We start from the raw sequence: 20,968 nt of genomic DNA, 5'->3' as shown, positions 1-20,968 counted from the left end.
GATGGCTTGGCGTTGTCTTCTCCAGGTCGACCATGTCAATGCGTGGGTGATGGGGTCACGGTTGGCTCGTGGGTGGGGCAGCAGAGCGCCCAGGAGTCGTCTGATCTCCGCCACGGTGAGGTCGATGAGGGCTGATCCGTTTCTGCAGCCCCCTTTTCGGCGTCGCCTGCCTGGGCCGCAAGAGCGGTGAGGAAAGCATGGGCGAGCATGGCCAGGGTGATGTGCCGATACCAGCCTGTGTAGCGGCGGACTTCGTACTGGTCGAGGCCGCACTCGTTCTTCGCGGCCAGGAAACATTCCTCGATCGCCCAGCGGGAGCCGGCGATCCGGGCCAGTTCGGCAATCTCCATATCGACGGGTGCGTAGGCAAGGTAGTAGGCGAGTTCGTCGGGGTCGGAGAGGCTGCGGCGGGCCATCACCCAGCGGTGATGGGTGGGCGGATCAGGGTCGAAGACCAGGTTGGCAGGCAGTTTGGCCGCGGCCCAGTCGTAGACGCGCGGTCCCTTCGCCCCGTCGCCGCACGACAAAGTGGGCCTGTGAGGAGACTCTTCGGAAGGGTTTTCCCTACCATCGGCCGCCTCGGAGCGGGGTGGAGGCCGCCGGAGCCGGGGCCGGTACGCCTGCGTCAGCGCAGGCGCGCGTCCGGCTCGGGCAGCCGGTCGAGGTCGAGTTCGGGGTCGAGGAGCTGGGTGAGGCGGCGGGCCGAGACGTCCCAGGACCACTGCCGTTCGACCCATTCGCGTCCTGCGGCGCCCATCGCGGCCCGGTCCGGTGAAAGCAGGGTCGTCGCGATGGACCGGGCGACGGCCCCGACGTCAGTGCCGTCGACCACGTGCCCGGTCTCGCCTTCGAGCACGGTGTCGGGCGCGCCGCCGGAGTCGCCGACGATCACGGGCAGTCCGCTGGCCGCGGCCTCCAGGAAGACAATGCCCAGGCCCTCCGCCTCCAGGCCGGCCCGCCGGGTGCGGCACGGCATGGCGAACACGTCCGCCGCGGCGTAGAACGCGGGCATTTCGGGGTGGCCCTTGCCGCCCGCGAAGACGACGGAGCCCTCCGCGGTGTGCTTGCGGGCCAGAGCGCGCAGCCGCCGCTCGTACGGGCCCTGGCCGACGATCACCAACGCCGCGCCCGGTACGGCTCGTTGGATGAGCGGCAGCGCGCGGATGAGGGTGTCCTGCCCTTTGCGCGGCACCAGGCGCGAGGCGCACAGGATGACCTTCCGGCCACTGATGCCGTACCGGTCGCGGAGTTCTCGGACGCGCGGTGCGGGGAGGTCGGGCCGGAATTCCGCGGGGTCGACTCCCGGTACCAGCCGGCTCATCCGGGCCCGCGGTCCGAGGGCAGGCGCGATCCAGGACCGGGTGTACTGGCCCAGGTAGGTCACCACGTCCACGCTGTCGCCCATGCGCCGCATGACCTGGCGGGCTCCGGGGGTGCGGGCCCACCAGATCTCGTGGCCGTGGGTGGTGGCGACGGTCCTGCGGATGCCGGCCCGGCGCAGGCCGGTGGCCATGTGGGCGAGCGGCGCCGCCGCGCCGAACCAGACCCGGTCGCAGCCGTGTTCGCGGGCGATCGCGACCGCTCTGCGGGTGATGCGCCGGGTCGGCAGCAAGGTGCGGGTGGACTCCCGGATCACGGGGAACGGCAGGGTGGCGTCGTACTCGGCCGCCCCCGTCTCGTTCGAGGCGTAGACCACTACGTCGTTGCCGGGTATGCGGGTGGCCAGCGCGTGGACGAAGGTCTCGATGCCGCCCTGGCGGGGCGGGAAGTCGTTGGTGATGACGAGGGTGGTGCTCACGGATGCCGTCGCTGCCTTCGGTGTGGATGATCTTGACTGCCGGATACGGGGCCGGGCGGGCATGGTCCCGCCGGACATAGGGGCCGCCGGACATGGAGCCTGGCGACCTGGACCTGTCGGACACGGGCCTACGAGACGAAGAGGTGGTTGCGGCAGCCGTAGCCGATGCGGGATGGGCTCGGCCCGGGCGACCGCGGTTGGGGCGGGAACGGAGCGGTCACCGGATTCCTCCAGCACCGGCGCTGGCGTACGGGGCTCGGGACGGGACCACTGGTGGTGTCCGGTGGGTCGGCACCGGCAGGTGGGGAACCGGTTCGCGGGGGTCCACCAGCCGGGCCCACACCATCAGCACGACGGGCAGGGCGAGATAGCCGAAGCGTCCGGCGGGCGCCAGGGTGAAGGCGACCAGCAGGCCGATCGCGAGCCGGTCGGCCGCGGTCCGCAGGTGAACGGGCGGGCGCCGTACGAGAGATACGGCGACGGCGAGCCCCCCGCAGACCAGCAGCCCGACGGCCGCGTACCAGCCCGCCGGACCCAGATCGGCCAGCAGCCGGCCGGGCAGCGGACTGGCCGCCGGGGTCGGCAGGACGCCGTGTCCGGTCGGGAAGGCCAGCACCTGCTCGACCATGGCGGCGGGTGAGAGCAGTGCGCCGGGCGCGATCAGCAGGGTCGCGCCGACCGCCGCGGTGCCCGCGCACCGCAGGGCCGCCCGGCCGCCCGCCACCCGGCCGAGCAGGACCAGGACCACCGCGACCGCGGGCCAGGCGGTCCACTTGAGGGAGCACGCCACGGCGAGCGCCAGGCCCGCCGCCGCCGGGCGTCCGCGGGCCGCCAGGGCGAGCGCCAGGCAGCACAACCCGGTCATCGGGAGGTCCACTCCGCTGACGCACAGGGGCAGGGCCACCACGGGACAGGCGATCAGCACTGCCATGGCCGATCCGTACGGTATCCGCTCGTGGCGACCGACGCGGCGGGCCGGGTCGCCGGACTGGCGGAGCGTCAGGCCGGCGGCGTGCAGGCTCAGGACGAAGACCGCCGCGCACCAGATCCGGGCGTCGCCGAACAGCTTCGCCGCCCAACTGTGCTCGCCCATCAGTGCGTTGGGGATGCCGAGCAGTGCCATGGCGGGAAGGTACGGCGTGTAGTCCGTGACCTTGAGCGGGTGGGGGAGGTAGGGGGTTCCCTGCTCAAGGAGCAGCTGCCCGGAGCGCTCGATCACGTCGACCTCGCTCTGGGCCCTTCCCGTCAGGACCAGGAAGAGCAGGGGCGCCACCACCGCACCGGCCAGCGCGGCGGTCACCGCCGCGCGACGGGCGCGCGGGCCTGGCAGCCCATAAGAGACGACCGCCGCGGCCGTGTATCCCAGCGCGGCACTCGTTCCCCAGAGCCGGTGCGTGTCGAGCGAGGAGGCCACGGGGAAGGCGGCGGCCCACAGGGCGGCGAGCAGCCACCCCGCGGCCCACGTCCCCCGGCGGTTCCACCAGGGGACGGGAGGGGTCGCGGATTCGATGACCGGGTATTCGCCTCGACGCAAACTCACTGTGCCATTGCAGCCGCCGGGGCCTCCAAGGTCATCAGAGCTAGGTCGAGAGTTCCTGGTCGGGTTTCCCCCACCACGACCCGCCCGCGCCCCGCGGACAGCCGTGCCGCACCGGCAGGGGCAAGCCGGACGGGCAGTTCACGGAGGGGCGTGGGCAGCAGATCGCGCCACGGCGCGGTCGCCGCTTCCAGCAGGCTCCTGACGTTGCGGGAGCAGGTAGCAGACGGCCCGTCCTGAGGCCAAGCCTCAGGACCCGATCCGTCGCAGGCCGCCCAGGCTCAGGCCGACTCGCCTCGCAGATGGGCGAGGACGGCGAGGACCCGCCGGTTGCCGTCGCTGGGGCCGAGGTTCAGCTTCATGAAGATGTTGCTGGAATGCTTGACCACGGAAGCCTCGGTCACAGTCAACCGCCGGGCGATCAGCTGGTTGTTGAGGCCCTCCGCCATCAGCGCGAGGACCTCGCGCTCGCGCGGGGTGAGCTGGCGCAGCGGCTGGCTGGCCGTCTGCTGGACCAGCAGCACGCGCACCACCTCGGGGTCGATGACGGTCTGGCCGTGCGCGACCCGCTGCAGGGCGTCCAGGAACTCGGAGACCTCTCCCACCCGGTCCTTGAGCAGGTATCCGAGGCCGGCTGCCTCCCGGCCGTCGCCGCTGAGCAGTTGGGTGGCGTACGCGGTGGCGACGTATTGGGAGAGCACCAGGACCGGGAGCCGTTCGTGGCGGGCCCGCAGTTCCAGCGCGGCCTTGAGCCCCTCGTCCCGGAAACCGGGCGGCATCCGGACGTCGGTGATCACGATGTCCGGAGGCTGCTCGTCCACGGCGCGGGCCAGTGCCGCGGCGTCGCCGACCGCGGCGATCACCTCGTGGCCGCTGCGGGTGAGGAGTTCGACGAGTCCGGCGCGCAGCAGCACGGAGTCCTCGGCCAGCACTACCCGGAGCACGGCACCTCCACTCGAAGCTGGGTGGGACCGCCCTTGGGGCTGGACACCACCAGCCGGCCCTTGAGAATCGCCATACGGTCCGCCAATCCCGACAGCCCGGTTCCCTCGGCGGGGTCCGCGCCACCGTTTCCGTCATCGGTGATCAGCAGGATAAGCCGCTCGTTCACGTACCTGCCGACGACCGTGACCTGGGACGCACTGCTGTGCTTGGCCGCGTTGGTCAGCGCTTCCGTCACGGTGAAGTACGCCGTGGTCTCGACCATGCCGGGCAGCCGGTGCGGCAGGTCGATGTCGACCGTGACGGGCAGCGGGTGCCCCGTCGCGACCTCCGCCACCGCGGCGGCGAGCCCGTGGTCGGTCAGTACCTGCGGGTGGATGCCGCGGACCAGTCTGCGCAGCTCGTCCAGCGCCCCTCGGGCCTCCAGTCGGGCGCGGGCGACGAGCTCGGCGGCCGGGGAGTCGCTCTCCCCCATCTCCAGCTGGGCCAGGCCCAGGGTCATGGTGAGCGCGACCAGTTGCTGCTGCGCGCCGTCGTGCAGATCGCGTTCGATCCGGCGCCGCTCGGCCTCGAAGGCATCGGCCAGCCGGACACGGGAGCGGGTGAGTTCGATGACCCGGCTCTGGGACGGCTCGTCGCGTGGGGACAGCAGGAACCAGGCCGTCTTGACCTGCGCGGCCGCGAACAGACCCGCCACGTACGCGCTCAGCACCAGGCCGAGCAGCCCCAGGCCGCAGAACGGCAGGGCGGCCAACGGGCCGCCGATCGCCTGCCCCGGAATGATCATTACGGTCTCGGGGGCGAGCGCCCAGACGACGACCGGGGTCGCCACCAGCATCCCCGAAAGCCCGAGCAGCACCACGAAACCGGCGTTTGCTCCGGTGAAGAAGACCGCGAGGATGACGGCATAGCCCAGTTCACGCCATGTCGCGCGTTCTCTCAGCCGTGTTTGCAACCAGGTTCGCGCACCGGCGCCGGTCAGTGAGCGGTGCGGGTCCGGCGGCGGCACCGGCTCCACCAGCCGCAGGCGCCTGCGCTCCATGTTGGCGACGGGCAGACCGAACACCATGGTGACCGCCAAGACCACCAGGCCCACCCCGGCGACCGAGAGCAGCACCCCGAAGCAGAGCAGCACGGCGAGGCTCACCAGTACGGCCAGGCCGAGCAGGAAGCCTCCGAGCAGAAAGGCCCAGCAGCGTACCGGCCAGCCGGAGGTGAGGAAGCGCAGCGGCTGCTGCTTCATCGCCTCCCACACGGCGATGTTCGGGAGGTCCGGCTCGGGCGCCCCCGAGGATTCCGGAGGCTGCCCCGCGGGCTCCTGCTGGGTCCCGTCCGGCCGCCCTGACACGTGTGTAGCCTCCTGCCGAGCCCCGCATGCATGATCTGGGACAACTGTACTGCGGCGCCCGCGAACGCGTCCGGAGCAGGTCGGGTCCGGACCAAAGGCGCGTTCTCGGCGGCCGTCAGGAACGGTTGCGGGCACGGCGTGGTGAGGGGCGCTCACCACCACCCTGGCGGGGGTGACGCGGCCGTCCGAGCAACGGGACGGCCGTCGGGACACAGGCGGAGCGGTGGAGCGGTGGAGCACCGGCACAGTCAAGCCCATACGCACTCGACCACGCAGCCGCGCACCGGCGTCGGCCCTATCGCGTCCAGCGCGTTGGCGAGTTGGCGTTCCTCCTCTCCGAAGTGCGCTTCGAGCCGGTTCGCGAGGTCCTCCGCCTCCGGGTGCAGCCACACCCGGATCGTCCCGGTCGGGAGTGAAGCCCTCGGCCAATTCCTTGATTCCGTCACGCAGTTCGGCCACAACCTGGTAGCTGGGCGACCTGCTGGGCCAGGACCTGTCTGGCGAGTCGACCGAAGGAGCCGTCGAGTGGGCCCCTGGAGCATCCACGCTCCGATCGTCGTCACGTGGGCGGGTTCCCTTATGCTGCCTGTATGACGCGGAAGACCTTCAGTGCCATCCCGAACAAGACCCTGGTCCTGCTGACTGTAGGCCCGCTGATGCTGGTATCGAGTGTTCTGCTGCCGACAGACTTCCTGTGCGGCATGGCGCAGGGCTCTGGCATCGTGATGGCCGTGTACGCAGTCGTCCAGCTGCGCCGGGCTCTCGATGGGAGCCAGGCACCGGGCTAGGACCTGCTGTATTGACCCGCAGGGTCGTTGACACGGCTGATGGGTGGTTGGCCGTCGAGTGCGGTGGGGCACCGGTGGTAGTTGTGGGTGCGGAGGGAGTCCGTCAGGGCTTCGGTGCGTTCGGCGTTGCTGGAGTACGGGCGCGCGTACGCCCGTCCGTCGAGCGGGGTGCGATTCAGGCGCTCGGCCTTGCCGTTCGTCTGCGGGCGACAGGGGTGCGTGCGCTTATGGACGACGCCGTAGCCGGTCACGGGCCTGCCGCCCCTCCGCGCGTCGGTCGTGGCCTGCCGATCGCCGGCGGTGACCGGCTCCCGTCCGCTGGCCGTCATGGCCACCCAGATGAGGCTCCGCAGGCCGGTCACCGGATCGCGCACAGGTGCTTCATTCCTGTGCGCTGCGGCGCTGCCACTGCTGCCAGGTCTCCTGCCAGTCCTCGAGACCGTTGCCGGGGTCGGTCTGCACCGTGCTGCTGGACCCCTTGACCTCGACGAGCGAGCCGAGGGTGAGGAAGTCGTAGACCTTCTTGGCGTCGGCGTCGGTCATGCCGAAGCAGCCGTGGCTGTTGTTCTCCACGCCGATGGAATGGTTCCAGGGGGCGGAGTGGAGGAAGGTCCCCGAGGCGGTCATGTGGACGACCCACTTGGCCTTGAGGGACCACTGGTCGCCGAAGCCTATGGTGTGCGAGTCCATGGTCTCGGCCGGGTTCTTGCTGGTGACGGTGTGGGTGCCGCCTCGGGTGGGGTTCTGCGCGGACCCGGCCGAGCCCTGCACCTGGCCGACCTCGCGGTTGCCGTCGTACATGGTCAGGGTGTGCGAGGGCACGTCGATGACGGCCCGGTGGGCGGAGCCGACGGTGAAGGAGAAGTCGTAGTCGCGGGCGAACCAGCCGCCCTTGCCGGAGTCGAGGCCGTTGAGTGCGCCCTGCACGGAGACCTTGGTCCCCGCGGGCCAGGGGTCCTTGGGCCGCCAGTCGATCCGGTCCTTGCCCGAGTAGTCCTTCACCCAGCCCCAACTCCCTTCCACCCGCGGCGTGGTGGTGACCTTCAACGCCTTCTCGACGGCGGCTCGGTGGGTCTTGTCGACCGGGTTGTCGAAGAGGAGGGAGATCGGCATGCCGGTACCGACGGTCCCTCCGTTCGCCGGGGCGTTGGTGAGTTTGTTGGTCTTCTCCGGGCGCCGCGTGGTGAAGGAGTCGGTGACGGTGGAGCTCTGGCCGTCCGAGGCGCGTGTCGTGATGGTGATCTTGTAGGTGGTCGACGGCGTGACCGTCTGGTCGGACGTCCAGGCGGAGCCGTCACCGGAGAGCTTGCCCGGTTCGTCGTGCCCCTTGCCGTCGACGGCCTTGACGGAGGCGATGCGGCCGCCGTGGCCGGCCCTGACGGCTATCGGCGAGCCGGGCGTCGCCTGCTGGGTGCCGTTCGCCGGGGTGACGGTCAGTGGTACGGACGGGTGGCCGGAGGCGGCCTGGCCGAGGGAGTTCGAACCCGAACCCGAACCTGCCCCGCAGGCGGCGATCAGAGCGGATCCCAGCAGCAGGGGTATCGGCAGCAGGGCGCGCCGGACGGTGGGGGTGGGCATGGCGATGGGTCTCCAAAAGGGGTGCGGTCAGGGGAAACTGCCTTGCGAGGCAGGCATGTCGGGGCTTGTGCCGGGCGGGCGGCGGGCACGGCGGCCGTGTCCCAGCCGCCCGGGTCAGCGAAGGGTCGGTGCTAACCTCCGAGGCCGCACTGGTGCAGGATTTCCTTGCTCTTGGGATCGACGTTCTGGCCGACGTACTTGCTGACGCCGGCCGCGGTGAAGAGTGCGGGGTCGTCGTTGGTCGGCTGGTGGAGGTCGCTGAGACCGGCCTTGGTCAGGCATTCGTACTGCTTCCTGGCCGTGGCCAACGCTGCGGCCGTGCCGCCGTCGTCTTCCGTCTGCGGGGCGGGGTTGGCCCGCTTGCACGGTTCCACTACCTGGGCGTACCACTTCTTGGCGAGCGGGCTGCCCTCTGCCGAGCCGTCGTTCTTGATGTGGACCGGTCCCATGTCCTCCTTCGTCGTGATCTCGCCTTCGTCCTTGCCGGTGGCGGGTGCGGTCTCGATGCCCAACTGCTGGGCCTTGCGCGTCTTGCAGGTGTTGAGCTTCTGCTTCCAGGCGTCCAGGGCCTTCAGGAACTCGGGGCTTCCCTCCTTGTACTTCTTGGCCGAACTGGCGGCGCCGTCGCCGCCCTCGTTCCCCTTCTGGAGGGAGGCGACCTGGTTGGAGGCGTTGGTGTCGCCGCCGTCCTTGGCGCCGCACCCGGTGAGCACGGTGGCGAGCGCGACGGAGGTGATCAGCGTGGCGGTCGCGAAGTAGCGGTGTGCGGAGGGGGTGAGGGTCTTGATGGTCTGCATGAGAGGGCTCCTGTCGGTGTCGTAGGGGGACATGCGGTGCCTCACGAAGCACCTGGGGTTGGCGGACGGTTGACTGCTCAGGCGTTGGCCAGTGCCTCGGTCGGGGTGAGGCGGGAGGCGCGCACGGCCGGGTAGAGGCCGGCGATGGCGCCGGTCAGGACTGCCGATCCCAGGCCGCCGAGGACGGCGGCCGGTGGCAGCACGGCGGGCCAGGACTGGGAGAGTGCCCAGCCGGCGACGCCGCAGGTGCCGAGGAGGATGCCCGCGGCGCCACCGACCAGGCACAGCACCACGGACTCGGTGAGGAACTGGATGCGGATCTGGCCGCGGCCGGCTCCCAGAGCGCGGCGCAGGCCGATTTCGGTGCGGCGTTCGAGGACCGAGATGATCATGGTGTTGGCGACGCCCACTCCGCCGACCAGCAGGGCGACCCCGGCGAGCCCGAGGAAGAGCGAGGAGAACGCGGTCTGGGTCAGCTGCTTGGCGGCCAGGGCGTCGGACGGCCGGGAGACGGTGACCGCGTCGGGCCGCTGTGGGTTGACGGTGGCCGGTGCCACGGCGCGTACGGCATCCAGGGCGGACTCGTTCGCCCGCAGGTAGACGGTGTCGGGGTGGCCGTTGAAGGCGAGTTGGTCCTTGGCCGCCTGCCAGCCGACGATGGCCGCCGAGTCCAGCTCGGGCAGCAGCGGCATGGAGCGCAGGATGCCGGTCACGGTGAACCACTTGTCACCGATGAGGAGTTGGGGACCGGTGCCGGCGTGCGGGGCGAGACTGGTGATGCCCAGGTTGTGGGCGGCGGTGGGGCCGAGCACCACGGACGGCAGCCTGCCTGAGCCCTGCTCGGGCAGCGCGCCGGCCCATGCCTCGACCTCGAAGGTGTCCTTCAGGTTGCCGCGCGCGGCGACCACGGAGACGCCCGAGGTGTCGCCTACGTCCGTCTTGTCGTTGCGGCGGATGGGGACGCCGGGCATCTTGCCGACCTCAGCGGCGGAGGAGACAGGGCCGATCCGGGCCACCATCGCGTCGGCCTGTTCCGGCAGCGGGGCCCTGTTGTTGTCCTGTGCCTTGACCTTGAGCATGTTGGTGCCGAGCTCGGCCATCTGCTGGGCGAGGGCGGCCTGGCTGGAGGCGGGGATGCCGACCACCACGATCATGGTGGCCACGCCGATCGAGATGCCGAGGGCGGACAGCGCCGCCCGCATCGGGCGGGCACGCAACCGCAGCACCCCGAGGGAGAGGACGTCACGCGCGGACAGTCGGGCGGGTGCGTAGCGCATCGGCCGCCGGCCGCCGGGCAGCCGCGCGCGGAGCGAGTGCAGCAGCATCATGCGGTGGCCTCGCTCGGGCTTTCGGTGTCGCGGCGGACTCGGCCGTCGAGGATCTCCACCCGACGGGGCAGTGCGGCGGCCAGTTCACGGTCGTGGGTGATGATCGCGATGGTGGTGCCCTGGGCGTGCAGTTCCCGCATCAGTGCCATCACGGCTTCTCCGGTCCGACTGTCCAGCGCGCCGGTCGGCTCGTCGGCCAGGACCAGCGCGGGCCGGGTGACCAGGGCGCGGGCGATGGCCACGCGCTGCTTCTGGCCGCCGGACAGCTGGTGCGGAAGGTGGCCGGCACGGTCAGCCAGTCCCACCCGATCCAAGGCTTCTACGGCCATGGCCCTGCGGCGCCGGGCGGGAACACCCGCGTACAGCAAGCCGGTTGACACGTTCTCGGTGGCGCTCATGCCCTCGACGAGGTGGAACTGCTGGAAGACGAAGCCAAGCGTGCGGCCGCGCAGCGCGGACAGTTCGCGGTCGGCGAGCGATGCGATGTCCCGACCGTGGATACGGACCTGCCCCTCGGAGGGCCGGTCGAGCATGCCCATGATGTGCAGCAGGGTCGACTTTCCGGACCCGGACGGACCCACGATGCCGAGCAGTTCGCCCTGGGCGATGGAGAGCGAGACGCCGCGCAGGGCGTGCACGCCACCGGGGTAGCTCTTCCAGACGCCGTCGAGTTCGAGGACGGGAGGCAGCACACGTGCCTCATCGTGTACGGCGGCGGACGGGGACCGTCCGCCGTGCGGCGCGCGGCTCATGCGGTGCTCACCACTTTCATGCCCTCCTTGACGCCCGCACCGGAAACCTCCACCAGGCCCTTGGTGAACATGCCGGTCTTCACCGGCACCAACTGCGGCTTTCCGCCCGCCCCTTGGTCCCCTGCCGCCGGGACCTGTAGGGCGTAACCGCCCTCGCGCAGGGCCACCAGGGCCCCGACCGGTACGGCCAGAACGCCCTTGTGGCTCTCGCTGGCGAAGTCGGCCGTGACCGCGGCACCGGTCAGACCAGAGGCCGCCGACGCATCGTCCAGGCGGAGGGTGACCCGGACCTTCGCTTCCTGACCGCTGCCGCCCTGACCGTCACCGGAGCCACCCTGGTCGCCGCCGGAACCACTCTGACCGCCCGAGCCGGTGGCGACCGTGCCCACCGATCCCACCGTGCCCTTGGTGGTCTTCCCGTCCGGGAGCGTGATGGTGACCTGGCTGCCCTTGCGCGCCAGGGTCAGATCGCTGACTGGCACGGGCACGCTCACCACCTGGTCGGTGCCGGTGAGCACCATCAGGTCTTCGGCGGCGCTGTCGCCCAGGTGCGCCTTCACCTCGCCGACCCGCACCGTGCCGGGCAACACCTCCACGTCGCCGGGGGCCACCCGGCCCGTGGGGTGCTTGTCGCCCAGCGACTTCTGCCACCGCTTGATCGCGGTGACGGTGGCCTCGGTGAGCTTGTCGTCGGGGCGGCCGAAGTCGTGGTAGCCGAGGGCGTAGAGGTTCTCTTCGAGGAGCTTCACGTCCGCGCCCGTGGTGCCGGGCCCGGCCACCTCACCGCCGCCCGTGCCCGTCGCGGCGGTGCCACCGTCCCGCGACGAGCCTTCGCCGGCGGTGGGCGCGGCCTGATCCGCCGCGGGCTTCGCCGTGCCGCCGGGCTTGCCCTCCGCGTCCTCGGGCTGGTCCGCGGCCCCGGACTCCCCCACCTTCCCGGGCTTGCGCGCGGTGCCTGGCTCCGGCGCCGAAGGGTTGCCCGACGCGCCCTTCCCCGCGCCCGCGTCATCGGCACTGGGCAAGGGGGCGCCCAGCGTGCGGTACAGCGGCATGTCCCCACGGAAGACCGTCACCGGCCGGTCGTCGACGCGGGCCAGCTGCCCACCCCGATCCAGAGTGGCCCCCTCCTTCGGCAACCAGGTGATCGTGCCCGTGCCATGGCCCTTGACGGTGTGCGGGGCGTCGAAGCCCAGGGTGCCGGGCATCGACTTCTGCACGCTCAGGTCGGTCCGCGTCACCGTCGCGGTCTGCCCGCCCGCGGGGCCCGAGGCGCTGGGACCGCCGGAGTCCGTACGCGTCCAGGTGTAAGCCACACCACCGACGGTCGCCGCCAGCACCGCCACCACGGCCGCACTGACCAGCCACTTCCTACGGGGGCGCCGGGCCCCACCACGGCTTGCCGCCTCGCCGCCGGGATCCGCCGCTCTCTGCGGCGTGTCCTCCGCCCGCAGGGCGGGGAGCATCTCGGTCCGGTCGTCCGCACTCACGGACCCTCCTCAGTTTCCGGCCAGTTTGTTCGTCTCCGGCTCCACGGCCGGTGAACACAGCCTGCGGCGGACGACCCCAAGCAGTCCTTAAAGATCTCGAATCCGCTTAAGGGGACCTAAGAACCGTTCAGAGACCTTAAGAACCTTTAGGAACCTTTAATGGCCTTTACGGGGCGAAAATCCCGTCTGCGATGCTGGAGCGCATGGACATCCTGGTCATTGAAGACGACCCGCAGATCGGCAGCGCCCTGCGGGAGGGGCTGCGCGGCGAGGGCTACAGCGTCGAGCTCGTCATCGACGGACTCACCGGCCTCCAGCTGGCCCAGCAGCACCCGTACCAGGTGATCATTCTCGATGTGATGCTGCCGGGCGTGCACGGCTACCGGGTCTGCGCCGAGCTGCGCAAGAACGGGGTGACCACCCCCATCCTGATGCTGACCGCCAAGGACGGGGAGTACGACGAGGCCGAAGGACTCGACACCGGCGCCGACGACTACCTCACCAAGCCGTTCTCCTACGTCGTGCTGCTCGCCCGGCTGCGCGCGCTGATCCGGCGCCGGGGCGAGGGCGGCGGTACCGACGCGCTGCTCCGCACCGGCGACCTGTGGCTCGACACCAGCACGCACCGCTGCGGCCGGGGCGAGCAGGAGATCGCCCTGACCGCCCGCGAGCTGACGGTGCTCGCCTGTCTGGCGCGCGGCCGCGGCCAAGTGGTGACCAAGCAGGACGTCCTCGACGAGGTCTGGGACCACGCCTACGACGGAGGCACCTCCATCGTCGAGGTCTACATCAGCAACCTGCGCCGCAAGATCGACGCACCCTTCGGGCGGCGGAGCATCGAGACCGTGCACGGAGCCGGCTACCGCCTGGTCGACGACGGCCCGAACCGTGTTTAGCCGCCTGCCGGTACGACTGCGCACCGCGCTGCTGGCGGGCCTCGTCGCGCTCGTCCTCTGCTCGGCCGGAGCCTGGTGGCTGCGTGACCACCTCTACGACGCCCAGTACGCGAGCACCCTGGACAAGGCCCGGGTACAGGCCCGTACCGTCGCGCACGACCTGGTCATCCGCAACGTCTCCGCGAACGTGCCGACGGACCTGGACTGGCCGTACGTCGTTGTCCGGTCGGACGGCCGCATCGTCACAGGCGGCGGCGGCGCCGTCCAGGTCGACGTCCCCGCGCACGACGTACCGCCCGCACCCACCCCGCCCCCCGGCGGCGCCAACGCCTGGAGCGCCACGGTCACCGTCCACACCGGCGCGGCGGTGCCCGACCGCAGGGGCGACCGGCCACCGGCCGAGTCCGTGCGCCTGGCCCACCGCACGCTCACCGCGGTGGGCGCCGCGATCACCACCGGGCCCGGCGACCGGACCGTCTTCGGCCCCGACCCGGGGACGCTCACCGTGTACGTCCTCGCCCTGCCCGACGCCGCGCGGACCGCCGCCGAGCAGCTCAACGGCCCGCTGCTCGCCGGGGTCCCGCTGATCGCCCTCCTGGTCGCCGCCACCTCCTACGCCTCGATCCGACGCGCCCTGCGCCCGGTCGAGGCCATCCGCGGCGAACTCGCCGAGATCAGCGAACACCAACTCGCGCGGCGGGTACCCGTGCCGCCCGCCAAGGACGAGATCCAACGGCTCGCCGCCACCACCAACGAGACCCTCGACCGCCTGGAACACTCCACCGAGCAGCAGCGCCGGTTCGTCGCCGACGCCGCCCACGAGCTGCGCTCTCCGCTCACCGCGCTCCAGACCCGGCTGGAAATCTCGCTCGCCCGCCCCGAACGCACCGACTGGCCGCGGACCGCGAGCGAGTCCCTCGCCGCCACCCGCCGTCTGCACGCCCTCACCGAAGACCTGCTCTTCCTGACACGCCCGACCGCACAGCAGCCGGCCCCCGCCTTGGCCGATCTCGCCGGCACGGCACGCGAGTTGACCGACGAGCTCCGCCTGCGCCACCCCTACGGCCCGTACTTCACCACCTGTCTCCCCGAGACGGCACCTGTCCGCGGCAACCCCCTCCAGCTGCACCGCCTGCTGCGCAACCTCCTGGACAACGCGGCCCGCCACGCCCGCACCACCGTCACCGTCACCGTCGACCAGACCGGCGGCACCACCCGTCTGTGGGTCTTCAACGACGGTTCCAGCATTCCGCCCGAGGACCGCGAGCGCGTCTTCCAGCGATTCACCCGCCTCGATGAGGCCCGCGACCGCGACGCCGGCGGCTCGGGCCTGGGCCTTGCCATCGCCCGGGACATCGCCACCCGCCACCACGGCACCCTCGAAGCGGCCGCCCCCGGCCCCGAAGGCGGCACCACCTTCCTCCTCCGCCTGCCAACGGCCTGATCATTCGGATTTGCCGTAATTCCCCCTACAAGTTCGAGCCGCAGATCAGCAGGCCGGGTCCTACCGGCATTGCTGCCGAAGTGGATGCTTGGCGACGAGCCAGGTCAGCGGAGTCGCTGATGGGGGGCAGGAGCCGCTGATGGGGGGCAGGAGCCGCTGGTGGCCCTGCCCCTGTGGAAGCGCGGGACGCGGTGTCCCGGGAGGGAATGCTTCTCGATTCCCCGCACGCGGGGTGAGTGGCGTCTACGGCCTGCGGGGACGAGCGGGCAAGCGGCTGGTGCTTCGGAAGGGCTCGCGGCCGCCATCAGAGATGACTGCCCTGCTGCTTGGTGTTTTCGGGGAAGCCACCGACCGTCTCACCGGCCTGACGGCATCAGCAAACGCCCCCAGTCAGCGCGTTATTCGCTAGCCGGCTGAATTCGCCGATCCGAAGGCGGTGACACGGTGTCGAAGTGCGGAGCCGCGGCGTCTTCCCCCGCACGATCGGCGGCCGCGATCGCGTCGATCGCCTCACGAGCGGCAAATATTGATGGCAATGGGTCCGGCACACATGGCCTCTTCACACCGCGCCGCCGCACAGGAAAAGAGGAGCGACGCCGAAGTCACCCGTTCGAGTGTCCGTGCTGCAGGGCCCTTCGCACTTCCGGTATGTCGGCGCTATAAGCCTGCGTCACCTCTCCCTAGAGGCCGTCTGAAGAGGTCATCTCGATGGGGAAGTCTGCGGTAGCAGATGCCGCCCGTCAGCGCCGTGCTCCTGGTCGGCCTACTCGCGGCCTCCAAAACCTGGGGCATGAGCTCTCTCCCCTTGAGCCACAACGCCGAAAGGGCTCAATGACTGCGCCTTACGCGAGCAGTCGATGCCCTGCCCTGCTTCAGGATTCAGGACGACTTCCGGGTGGCCACTCGTTTGCTACGGCCGTGGTCCGGCGCGCCGCAGGATGCCTACGACATATCCGTACTAGCTTCATATGACTGTCCGAAGTTGCTATACCACGGATTGTATCCGTTCGGCCATCGGAGAAGAAATGCGCAAGTTCTACAAGGCTGCCGTCGTGGCCGCCGCCATCGGTAGTGTCGGCTTCGTCGGCGCCGGCACCGCTAACGCCGGAGGGCGGGGCGGTGACGAGTTCAACGTCAGGCAGGGTTCCCAGTGCCGGTCGCACGACTTGAACGTGGACGTCCTCGGCGAGGTAGGGATCCTCAACGGCCTGCTGGGCAACGCGCTCGGCGGCGAGGGTTCCCCGGGTGCGCAGAGCAGCAGAGTGGGCTCGTCCATCGGCTGTGACAACAGCGCCGACATCATGAAAGGCAGGGGGGACGGCGCGGACAAGGGCGGCGGCTCAGAGGGCAGGGAAGGCAAGGGAGGCGGGGAAGGCGGAGGGGGCGGGGAGTAACACCGGGGTCCGGTGCCCGGGCCACGGTCCGGGCCGGGATCTTCCTGTCCCCGTCAAGGCCAGGCCAGGCCAGGCCGCGGGAGTCCACTCAACCCGCAGTCGGAGTGAACGGTCGCTGGCCAGGCTTCTCTAGGAAGCCCGGCCAGTCACCATGGGAAGTCCGTTGTCTCCGGCACGTCGACGCTCCTCCTCGTCGGTGTCAGCCTGGACGGCGCTCGGGCCCCTCTCCCACGTCCCGTCCGCCACCCATCGACGGTGACGGTCATGGACTGTCTTCTCCTCACCGAAGCGCGTCGGCAGTTCCCGCCACGGGATGCCGGTCCGCTGCCGGATGAGGATGCGGTTGACGACGGCGCGGTGCCGCTTCCGCTGCCCGCCTCGTCCCACATTCATCGGAAGGTGCGGCTCCAGCCGCCTCGACCTGTGTCCGGGAGAGGTCACCCGCCTCCTGCACGACCACCGTCACCCAGTAGCCGACGGTGAAGGTCGGCGTCGCTCGCCTCCACCGAACGGCCCGTCTGGGCAATCGGCGTCGCCCCTTCGTGCTGACGACGCTCTCGGCCCGCTGATGAGGCTCGTTGGAAATGGCTCTGCCTGCCGTTCCGTGAAGCCGCCCAGGCCAGCGGGCGGCTTCGTGCTGTCCGCTCGGTTGGCTAGCGTTGGCGTACGCCGAAGCCTCCGGGGTGTGGCCGGTCTCGCGGGCCAGGAACTTCCCGAAGTTGGTGGGCTCGGAGAATCCGAGCATCCGGCCGATCGCGGCGACGGGCAAGTCGGTGTGAACCAGTGGGCGTTGTGCCTCCAGAACGACGCGGGCGTCAATGAGTCGCTTGGCGGTGCGGCCGGTGGCGAAGCCCTTGTCCGCGAGGATCACCTGGCCGGAGTGGACGAGGTGGTGGTCGCGTTCCAGTAGCGCGGTCATCACCTCGCGTTCGCCGCGTTTCGGGTTGGCCAGGCACCAGGAGACGGGCATGCCTTCGGCGGTGGTCAGCAGGTGGAGCCGAACCCTCCAGAAGAAGCGGGAATGGCTGCGGCAGTAGCCGTAGCCTGCGTGTCCGGCCAATTCGGAGCGTTTGACGGTCTCTCGGGAGGCGGCACACGGTAGCGGGGTGGAGTCGATCAGCCGCAGGTTGTCGTGCCAGGTGGGTACCTGCCTGGCCAATGCCTGGATCACGGTCGAGATCAGTGGGCCGGCGGCGTTGAGGGCGTCCCCTGGCCGGCATCTGACCCGTGGCCAGGGCGGAGCGCACGTGACGTCGCCCGGTGGCTTCCCAGCCGGGAGCTGTCCACGAAGGCCGTCCCGGCCGAGATCTGGCTCCCCCTCATCCGGGCGGCATGGGCCTACGTCCACACCTTCGCCCCAGACGTGCTGGCGGCTGAACAACGCCTTCAAGTCCTGCGTGCCCACGCGCACCCAAGCCCGAGCGGATGGCGCGCAAAGGCCGATGCCTGGTTGGCCAACCCCGCCAACAAGATCCCCGTCTACGCGACATACCCCGACCCGGCAGGCAAGCCGTGCGTCAACTGGCGCCTGTTGGACCTCTACGTCGGCCTCTTGGGCAAACCACGCAGCTTGCTGGGATCCACACGCCTTCGCCGGGACATCGCGCGGATCATCGCCGAAGGCCGGACCACGTCCCAAGGGCTTGTGCCCGACCTGCGGCGGGTGACCCGGCCCGATGGCACCGTCGGCCCCTGGCACCCTGGTATCGGACCTGAAGACGTCCTGCGCCTGCGCATGGTCCTACGCAACGCCGCTTTGATCCTGGTCAGCGGCTTGTCCATGATGCGTGACGGCGAGAACAGGGCGGAGTTGCATCTGATGCATGACCTGCTACACAGCCGTGCTTTGGTCACCGTCCGAGTGCCCTCGCTGCGGCACAATCAAGCCGCTGATCGCGCGGGACGACAACGGCGCTGGCGTCTGCGGACCCTGCGTCGGCTTCGCCGCCGACTACACCTGCCGCCAGTGCGGCCGGGCCGGCTACCCCCACAGCCGCGGCCGATGTGCTCACTGCGTACTCGCCGAGCGGGTCAACGCCCTGCTGGCCGGGCCCGAAGGCACGGTCGCCCCGCAGATGGAGCCGCTCGCGGCCGCGCTGACGGACGCCCCCTCACCGTTCCCCGCCATCCAGTGGATCAAGGAAAGCCCGAACACCAGGCTCCTCGCCCGGCTCACGGCCGAAGGCCAGACCCTCAGCCACGAACTGCTGGACGAGCTCCCGCCCAGCCGGAACCAGCGCTACATCCGTCAACTCCTCGTCCACACAGGTATCTTGGAGGAACGCCACGAGGACCTCGAACGCATCCCGGGCTGGCTGGAGCACGAGCTCGCGGCCAAGCCGGACGCGCACGCCAACCTCGCCCGCCCGTTCCTGCGCTGGTTCCTGCTCCGGCGAGCACGCCAACGGGCCGCCTACCGCCACCATCCCGCCTCCGCCGACCGTGACCTGCGGCGCCGCGTCAGCGTCGCCCTGGACTTCCTGGCCTGAGTGGACCAACGCGGCCTGGTCCTCGCCGACGTGACCGGGATGCACCGCCACACCGCACTCCGCTGGGTCGCCTACGCCAGGCGCGACTGGGGCGAGTACCTCGCCGCACGTGCCGGGGAACAGGGGCAGGGTGTTCGCGAGTAGGGCTGGTCAGGGCCAGGATGCATCGGCTGGGAGATCGCCCCCGGGTAGTCGCCACTTGAAATGAGTCGCGGCTGATCTTCCCCGAGTTACCCGGTGCGGCGCGTGATCAGGGCCTCCAGGCCATCGAGGATGCGCTCCAGGCCGAAGTCCAGCGCCTGGTCCCGACCATCCTGTGAGGCCATGGCCGCGGCGAGCGCGGGGAAGCGGTCGGCGTGCTGGTGCACCAGGGGGCCGAGGACGGCCAGGAGTTCCGCCTCGGGCGAGCCGTCCGGCCGGGCCGCGCGGGCCTGCTCGGCGATGCCCCGGACATGCCCGGCCAGCAGCACCGCGGCGTCCATCCGCTCGGGCCCGGTCAGCCCCTGGCCGTCCAGGGCCGCGACCACCCGCTCCAGCCAGCCGAGTTCCTTGGGGCCCATCACCCGCGGTCCGACGGTGGCGTCGAGCAACCACGGGTGCTCGGTGAACAATCGCTCCAACTGCTTTGCCCAGGCCATTAGTTGCTCACGCCACCGGAGCCCGTCCACGGCTGGCAGCGGTTCGTTGACCGCGGCCTCCACCATGAGCGCGACCAGCTCCGCCTTGCCGGGCACGTAGCGGTAGAGCGACATCTTGGTGAAGTCGAGCAGTCCGGCGACCTTCTGCATTGAGACGGCGCCGAGGCCCTCGGCGTCCGCGATCTCGACGCCCGCCGCGGCGATCCGCGCCAGGCTCAGCGCGGGCTTCGGCCCCCGGGACGGCTTGGCGGGCGGTCCCCAGAGCAGCCGCACCGCCTCGTTCGCTTCCTCGCCCAATTCCCGCTCCGTCTCGTGTTTCCGGCTGCCCTTGCGAGGCGATCTAACTGCGTCTACCGTACACAGCAATAAACAGCGTCCTCCGGACACAGTTAATCGAACAGCCTCGGATGGAGTGGTTCACGTGAGCACGAAGGTCCTGATCTCGGGCGCGAGCATCGCCGGCCCCGCACTGGCCTACTGGCTGGGGCAGTACGGCTTCGAGACCACCGTCGTCGAGCTGGCCCCCGCCCTGCGCGGCGGCGGCCAGGCGGTCGACTTCCGCGGCGAGACCCACCTGACCGTGCTGGAGCGGATGGGCGTGCTCGACGAGCTGCGCGCCCTCGACACCGGCGGAAGCCCGATAACCTTCGTCGACCAGCGCGGCCGTCAGCTCCTCCATCTGCCGGCCGACTTCGCGGGCGGGGACATCGAGGTCCCGCGCGGGGAACTCGCCCAAGTGCTGTACCAGCGCAGCCTCCCGCGCACCGAGTACCTCTTCGGCGACTCGATCGCCGACCTGGAGGAGACGCCCACCGGCGTCCGGGTGGCCTTCCGGCACGGCACGCCACGCGAGTTCGACCTGGTGATCGGCGCCGACGGGCTGCACTCCAACGTCCGTCGGCTCGCCTTCGGCCCGGAGGAGCGCTACGTCCACCACCTCGGCTACTACGCGGCCACCTGGCAGCTGCCCAACTACCTGGGCCTGCCTGGGGGTTCAATCGGCCTCAACGTCCCCGGCCGGCTTGCCGCCGTCGGCGCCGACCACCGCGACCCGACTCGGGCGGGTGCCTTCTTCGTCTTCGCCTCGGCCGAACTCCGTTACGACCGCCACGACGTGGCGCAGCACAAGACGCTGATCCAGGACGCCTTCGCATGCCTCGGCTGGGAGGTGCCCCGGCTGCTGCAGAGCCTGCGGCAGGCCCCCGAGCTGTATTTCGACTCGATCAGTCGGGCCGACGTCCCCGCCTGGTCCACCGGCCGGATCGCCCTGCTCGGCGACGCCGCCTGCGGAGCCACCATCGGCGGAATGGGCAGCGGCACCGCCGTGGTGGCGGCGTACGTCCTGGCTGGCGAGTTGGCCCGGGCCCGCGGCGACCACCGCACCGCCTTCACCCGCTACGAGCACACCCTGCGCGACTACGCCCGGGGCTGCCAGAAGGGCGGCGACCGCACCGGCCCGTTCCTGGCGCCTGGTACCGCGACCGGGCTGCGGGTGCGCAACGGGCTGTTGAACCGGCGCTGGATGCTCGACAAGATGCTTCAGATGGGCAAGCAAATCAGCAGCCTCAACCTGACTGACTACGCGGCCGAGCTGTCCAACGCCGCGGCGTTCAGCGTCGTGGGCGGACGGGTCGGCCCTCGGGCAGCACGCCGCTGGCGGTGACCACCAGCTCGCAGGCGGCTCGCAGGGCGACGGTGAAGCTGTGCGCTATCGGTCCTTGGCCGCAGAGGGCGCTCTCGGCACTGAGCAAG

18 protein-coding genes and 4 pseudogenes are annotated in these 20,968 nt (G+C 70.7%); 7 read left to right on the top strand and 15 right to left on the bottom strand.

The features are described 5' to 3' along the window. Positions 1–35 precede the first annotated feature (35 nt). The 6 genes and pseudogenes from ACLJT4_RS33490 to ACLJT4_RS33465 form a co-directional block, all read right to left on the bottom strand. A pseudogene (locus ACLJT4_RS33490) lies at positions 36–539 on the bottom strand (IS701 family transposase); the annotation flags it as partial. An 86-nt stretch (positions 540–625) separates the two neighbouring features. Continuing rightward, a complete protein-coding gene (locus ACLJT4_RS33485; protein WP_411128164.1) occupies positions 626–1,798 on the bottom strand; it encodes a glycosyltransferase family 4 protein in 1,173 nt (390 codons plus the stop codon). Positions 1,799–2,015: 217 nt separating this feature from the next. Continuing rightward, positions 2,016–3,338 (bottom strand): glycosyltransferase 87 family protein, encoded by a 1,323-nt coding sequence (locus ACLJT4_RS33480; protein WP_411128162.1) that lies wholly within the window; start codon positions 3,336–3,338, stop codon positions 2,016–2,018. A 278-nt stretch (positions 3,339–3,616) separates the two neighbouring features. Continuing rightward, entirely contained in the window at positions 3,617–4,279 is a 663-nt protein-coding gene (locus ACLJT4_RS33475) for a response regulator (RefSeq protein WP_411128160.1), read from the bottom strand. Continuing rightward, entirely contained in the window at positions 4,267–5,520 is a 1,254-nt protein-coding gene (locus ACLJT4_RS33470) for a sensor histidine kinase (RefSeq protein ID WP_411128198.1), read from the bottom strand. The genes ACLJT4_RS33475 and ACLJT4_RS33470 overlap by 13 nt, the downstream gene beginning before the upstream one ends. 353 nt (positions 5,521–5,873) lie before the next feature. Then, complete coding sequence (locus ACLJT4_RS33465; protein WP_411128158.1) at positions 5,874–6,017, bottom strand: hypothetical protein; 144 nt, start codon at positions 6,015–6,017, stop codon at positions 5,874–5,876. Between the two features lie 198 nt (positions 6,018–6,215). Between ACLJT4_RS33465 and ACLJT4_RS33460 the strand changes: the two genes are divergently transcribed. Beyond that, complete coding sequence (locus tag ACLJT4_RS33460) at positions 6,216–6,413, top strand: hypothetical protein (protein ID WP_411128156.1); 198 nt, start codon at positions 6,216–6,218, stop codon at positions 6,411–6,413. On the opposite strand, the pseudogene ACLJT4_RS33455 reads toward ACLJT4_RS33460, so the two are convergent. From ACLJT4_RS33455 to ACLJT4_RS33430, 6 genes and pseudogenes are all read right to left on the bottom strand, one after another. Then, positions 6,410–6,652 (bottom strand): annotated as a pseudogene (locus ACLJT4_RS33455) (integrase core domain-containing protein); the annotation flags it as partial. The gene ACLJT4_RS33460 and the pseudogene ACLJT4_RS33455 overlap by 4 nt on opposite strands. A gap of 142 nt (positions 6,653–6,794) precedes the next feature. Then, on the bottom strand, positions 6,795–7,991 hold the full coding sequence (locus ACLJT4_RS33450; RefSeq protein ID WP_411128154.1) for an Ig-like domain-containing protein: 1,197 nt from the start codon (positions 7,989–7,991) through the stop codon (positions 6,795–6,797). Positions 7,992–8,122: 131 nt separating this feature from the next. Beyond that, positions 8,123–8,788: a hypothetical protein gene (locus ACLJT4_RS33445; protein WP_411128152.1), complete on the bottom strand. Its 666-nt coding sequence runs from the start codon at positions 8,786–8,788 to the stop codon at positions 8,123–8,125. A gap of 77 nt (positions 8,789–8,865) precedes the next feature. Further along, positions 8,866–10,116: an ABC transporter permease gene (locus ACLJT4_RS33440; protein ID WP_411128150.1), complete on the bottom strand. Its 1,251-nt coding sequence runs from the start codon at positions 10,114–10,116 to the stop codon at positions 8,866–8,868. Beyond that, the gene (locus tag ACLJT4_RS33435) at positions 10,113–10,808 is read right to left on the bottom strand and encodes an ABC transporter ATP-binding protein (RefSeq protein WP_411128148.1); all 696 of its coding nucleotides are present in this window, start codon (positions 10,806–10,808) and stop codon (positions 10,113–10,115) included. Before ACLJT4_RS33435 ends, ACLJT4_RS33440 begins: the two co-directional genes overlap by 4 nt. 56 nt (positions 10,809–10,864) lie before the next feature. Then, a complete protein-coding gene (locus ACLJT4_RS33430; RefSeq protein WP_411128146.1) occupies positions 10,865–12,355 on the bottom strand; it encodes a peptidoglycan-binding protein in 1,491 nt (496 codons plus the stop codon). 203 nt (positions 12,356–12,558) lie between these two features. Here ACLJT4_RS33430 and ACLJT4_RS33425 point away from each other — a divergent pair, with 203 nt between their 5' ends. The 3 genes from ACLJT4_RS33425 (at position 12,559) to ACLJT4_RS33415 (ending at position 16,089) form a co-directional block, all read left to right on the top strand. Further along, positions 12,559–13,251 (top strand): response regulator transcription factor, encoded by a 693-nt coding sequence (locus ACLJT4_RS33425; protein ID WP_411128196.1) that lies wholly within the window; start codon positions 12,559–12,561, stop codon positions 13,249–13,251. Then, entirely contained in the window at positions 13,244–14,695 is a 1,452-nt protein-coding gene (locus tag ACLJT4_RS33420; protein WP_411128144.1) for an ATP-binding protein, read from the top strand. The genes ACLJT4_RS33425 and ACLJT4_RS33420 overlap by 8 nt, the downstream gene beginning before the upstream one ends. 1,025 nt (positions 14,696–15,720) lie before the next feature. Beyond that, the gene (locus ACLJT4_RS33415) at positions 15,721–16,089 is read left to right on the top strand and encodes a hypothetical protein (RefSeq protein ID WP_411128142.1); all 369 of its coding nucleotides are present in this window, start codon (positions 15,721–15,723) and stop codon (positions 16,087–16,089) included. 180 nt (positions 16,090–16,269) lie between these two features. Here ACLJT4_RS33415 and ACLJT4_RS33410 read toward each other — a convergent pair. Next, a pseudogene (locus tag ACLJT4_RS33410) lies at positions 16,270–16,482 on the bottom strand (transposase); the annotation flags it as partial. A 286-nt stretch (positions 16,483–16,768) separates the two neighbouring features. After that, positions 16,769–17,290, bottom strand: a pseudogene (locus ACLJT4_RS33405) (helix-turn-helix domain-containing protein); the annotation flags it as partial. Positions 17,291–17,912: 622 nt separating this feature from the next. Between ACLJT4_RS33405 and ACLJT4_RS33400 the strand changes: the two are divergent. Both ACLJT4_RS33400 and ACLJT4_RS33395 read left to right on the top strand, forming a co-directional pair. Continuing rightward, positions 17,913–18,578, top strand: coding sequence for a hypothetical protein (locus ACLJT4_RS33400; protein ID WP_411128140.1), 666 nt, complete (start codon positions 17,913–17,915; stop codon positions 18,576–18,578). Then, positions 18,579–18,722 (top strand): hypothetical protein, encoded by a 144-nt coding sequence (locus ACLJT4_RS33395; protein ID WP_411128138.1) that lies wholly within the window; start codon positions 18,579–18,581, stop codon positions 18,720–18,722. Between the two features lie 86 nt (positions 18,723–18,808). Here ACLJT4_RS33395 and ACLJT4_RS33390 read toward each other — a convergent pair whose 3' ends face one another. Further along, entirely contained in the window at positions 18,809–19,513 is a 705-nt protein-coding gene (locus ACLJT4_RS33390) for a TetR/AcrR family transcriptional regulator C-terminal domain-containing protein (protein WP_411128136.1), read from the bottom strand. 124 nt (positions 19,514–19,637) lie between these two features. On the opposite strand from ACLJT4_RS33390, the gene ACLJT4_RS33385 reads away from it, so the two are divergent. After that, positions 19,638–20,879: an FAD-dependent monooxygenase gene (locus ACLJT4_RS33385; RefSeq protein WP_411128134.1), complete on the top strand. Its 1,242-nt coding sequence runs from the start codon at positions 19,638–19,640 to the stop codon at positions 20,877–20,879. Positions 20,880–20,968: the final 89 nt, after the last annotated feature.

This window comes from Streptomyces sp. x-19, assembly GCF_046549115.1.
GTDB classification, from domain to species: Bacteria; Actinomycetota; Actinomycetes; order Streptomycetales; family Streptomycetaceae; genus Streptomyces; species Streptomyces albulus_C.
Note: the sequence above shows the minus strand (reverse complement) of the source record. Positions and strands in the feature narration are given on the sequence as shown.

Excerpts from the sequence above, each read along its gene's own strand:
- ACLJT4_RS33450 (WP_411128154.1), bottom strand. The coding sequence starts at position 7,991 with ATGCCCACCCCCACCGTCCGGCGCGCCCTGCTGCCGATACCCCTGCTG.
- ACLJT4_RS33400 (WP_411128140.1), top strand. The coding sequence starts at position 17,913 with ATGACCTGCTACACAGCCGTGCTTTGGTCACCGTCCGAGTGCCCTCGC.
- ACLJT4_RS33415 (WP_411128142.1), top strand. The coding sequence starts at position 15,721 with ATGCGCAAGTTCTACAAGGCTGCCGTCGTGGCCGCCGCCATCGGTAGT.
- ACLJT4_RS33440 (WP_411128150.1), bottom strand. The coding sequence starts at position 10,116 with ATGATGCTGCTGCACTCGCTCCGCGCGCGGCTGCCCGGCGGCCGGCGG.
- ACLJT4_RS33425 (WP_411128196.1), top strand. The coding sequence starts at position 12,559 with ATGGACATCCTGGTCATTGAAGACGACCCGCAGATCGGCAGCGCCCTG.
- ACLJT4_RS33445 (WP_411128152.1), bottom strand. The coding sequence starts at position 8,788 with ATGCAGACCATCAAGACCCTCACCCCCTCCGCACACCGCTACTTCGCG.
- ACLJT4_RS33470 (WP_411128198.1), bottom strand. The coding sequence starts at position 5,520 with ATGAAGCAGCAGCCGCTGCGCTTCCTCACCTCCGGCTGGCCGGTACGC.
- ACLJT4_RS33460 (WP_411128156.1), top strand. The coding sequence starts at position 6,216 with ATGACGCGGAAGACCTTCAGTGCCATCCCGAACAAGACCCTGGTCCTG.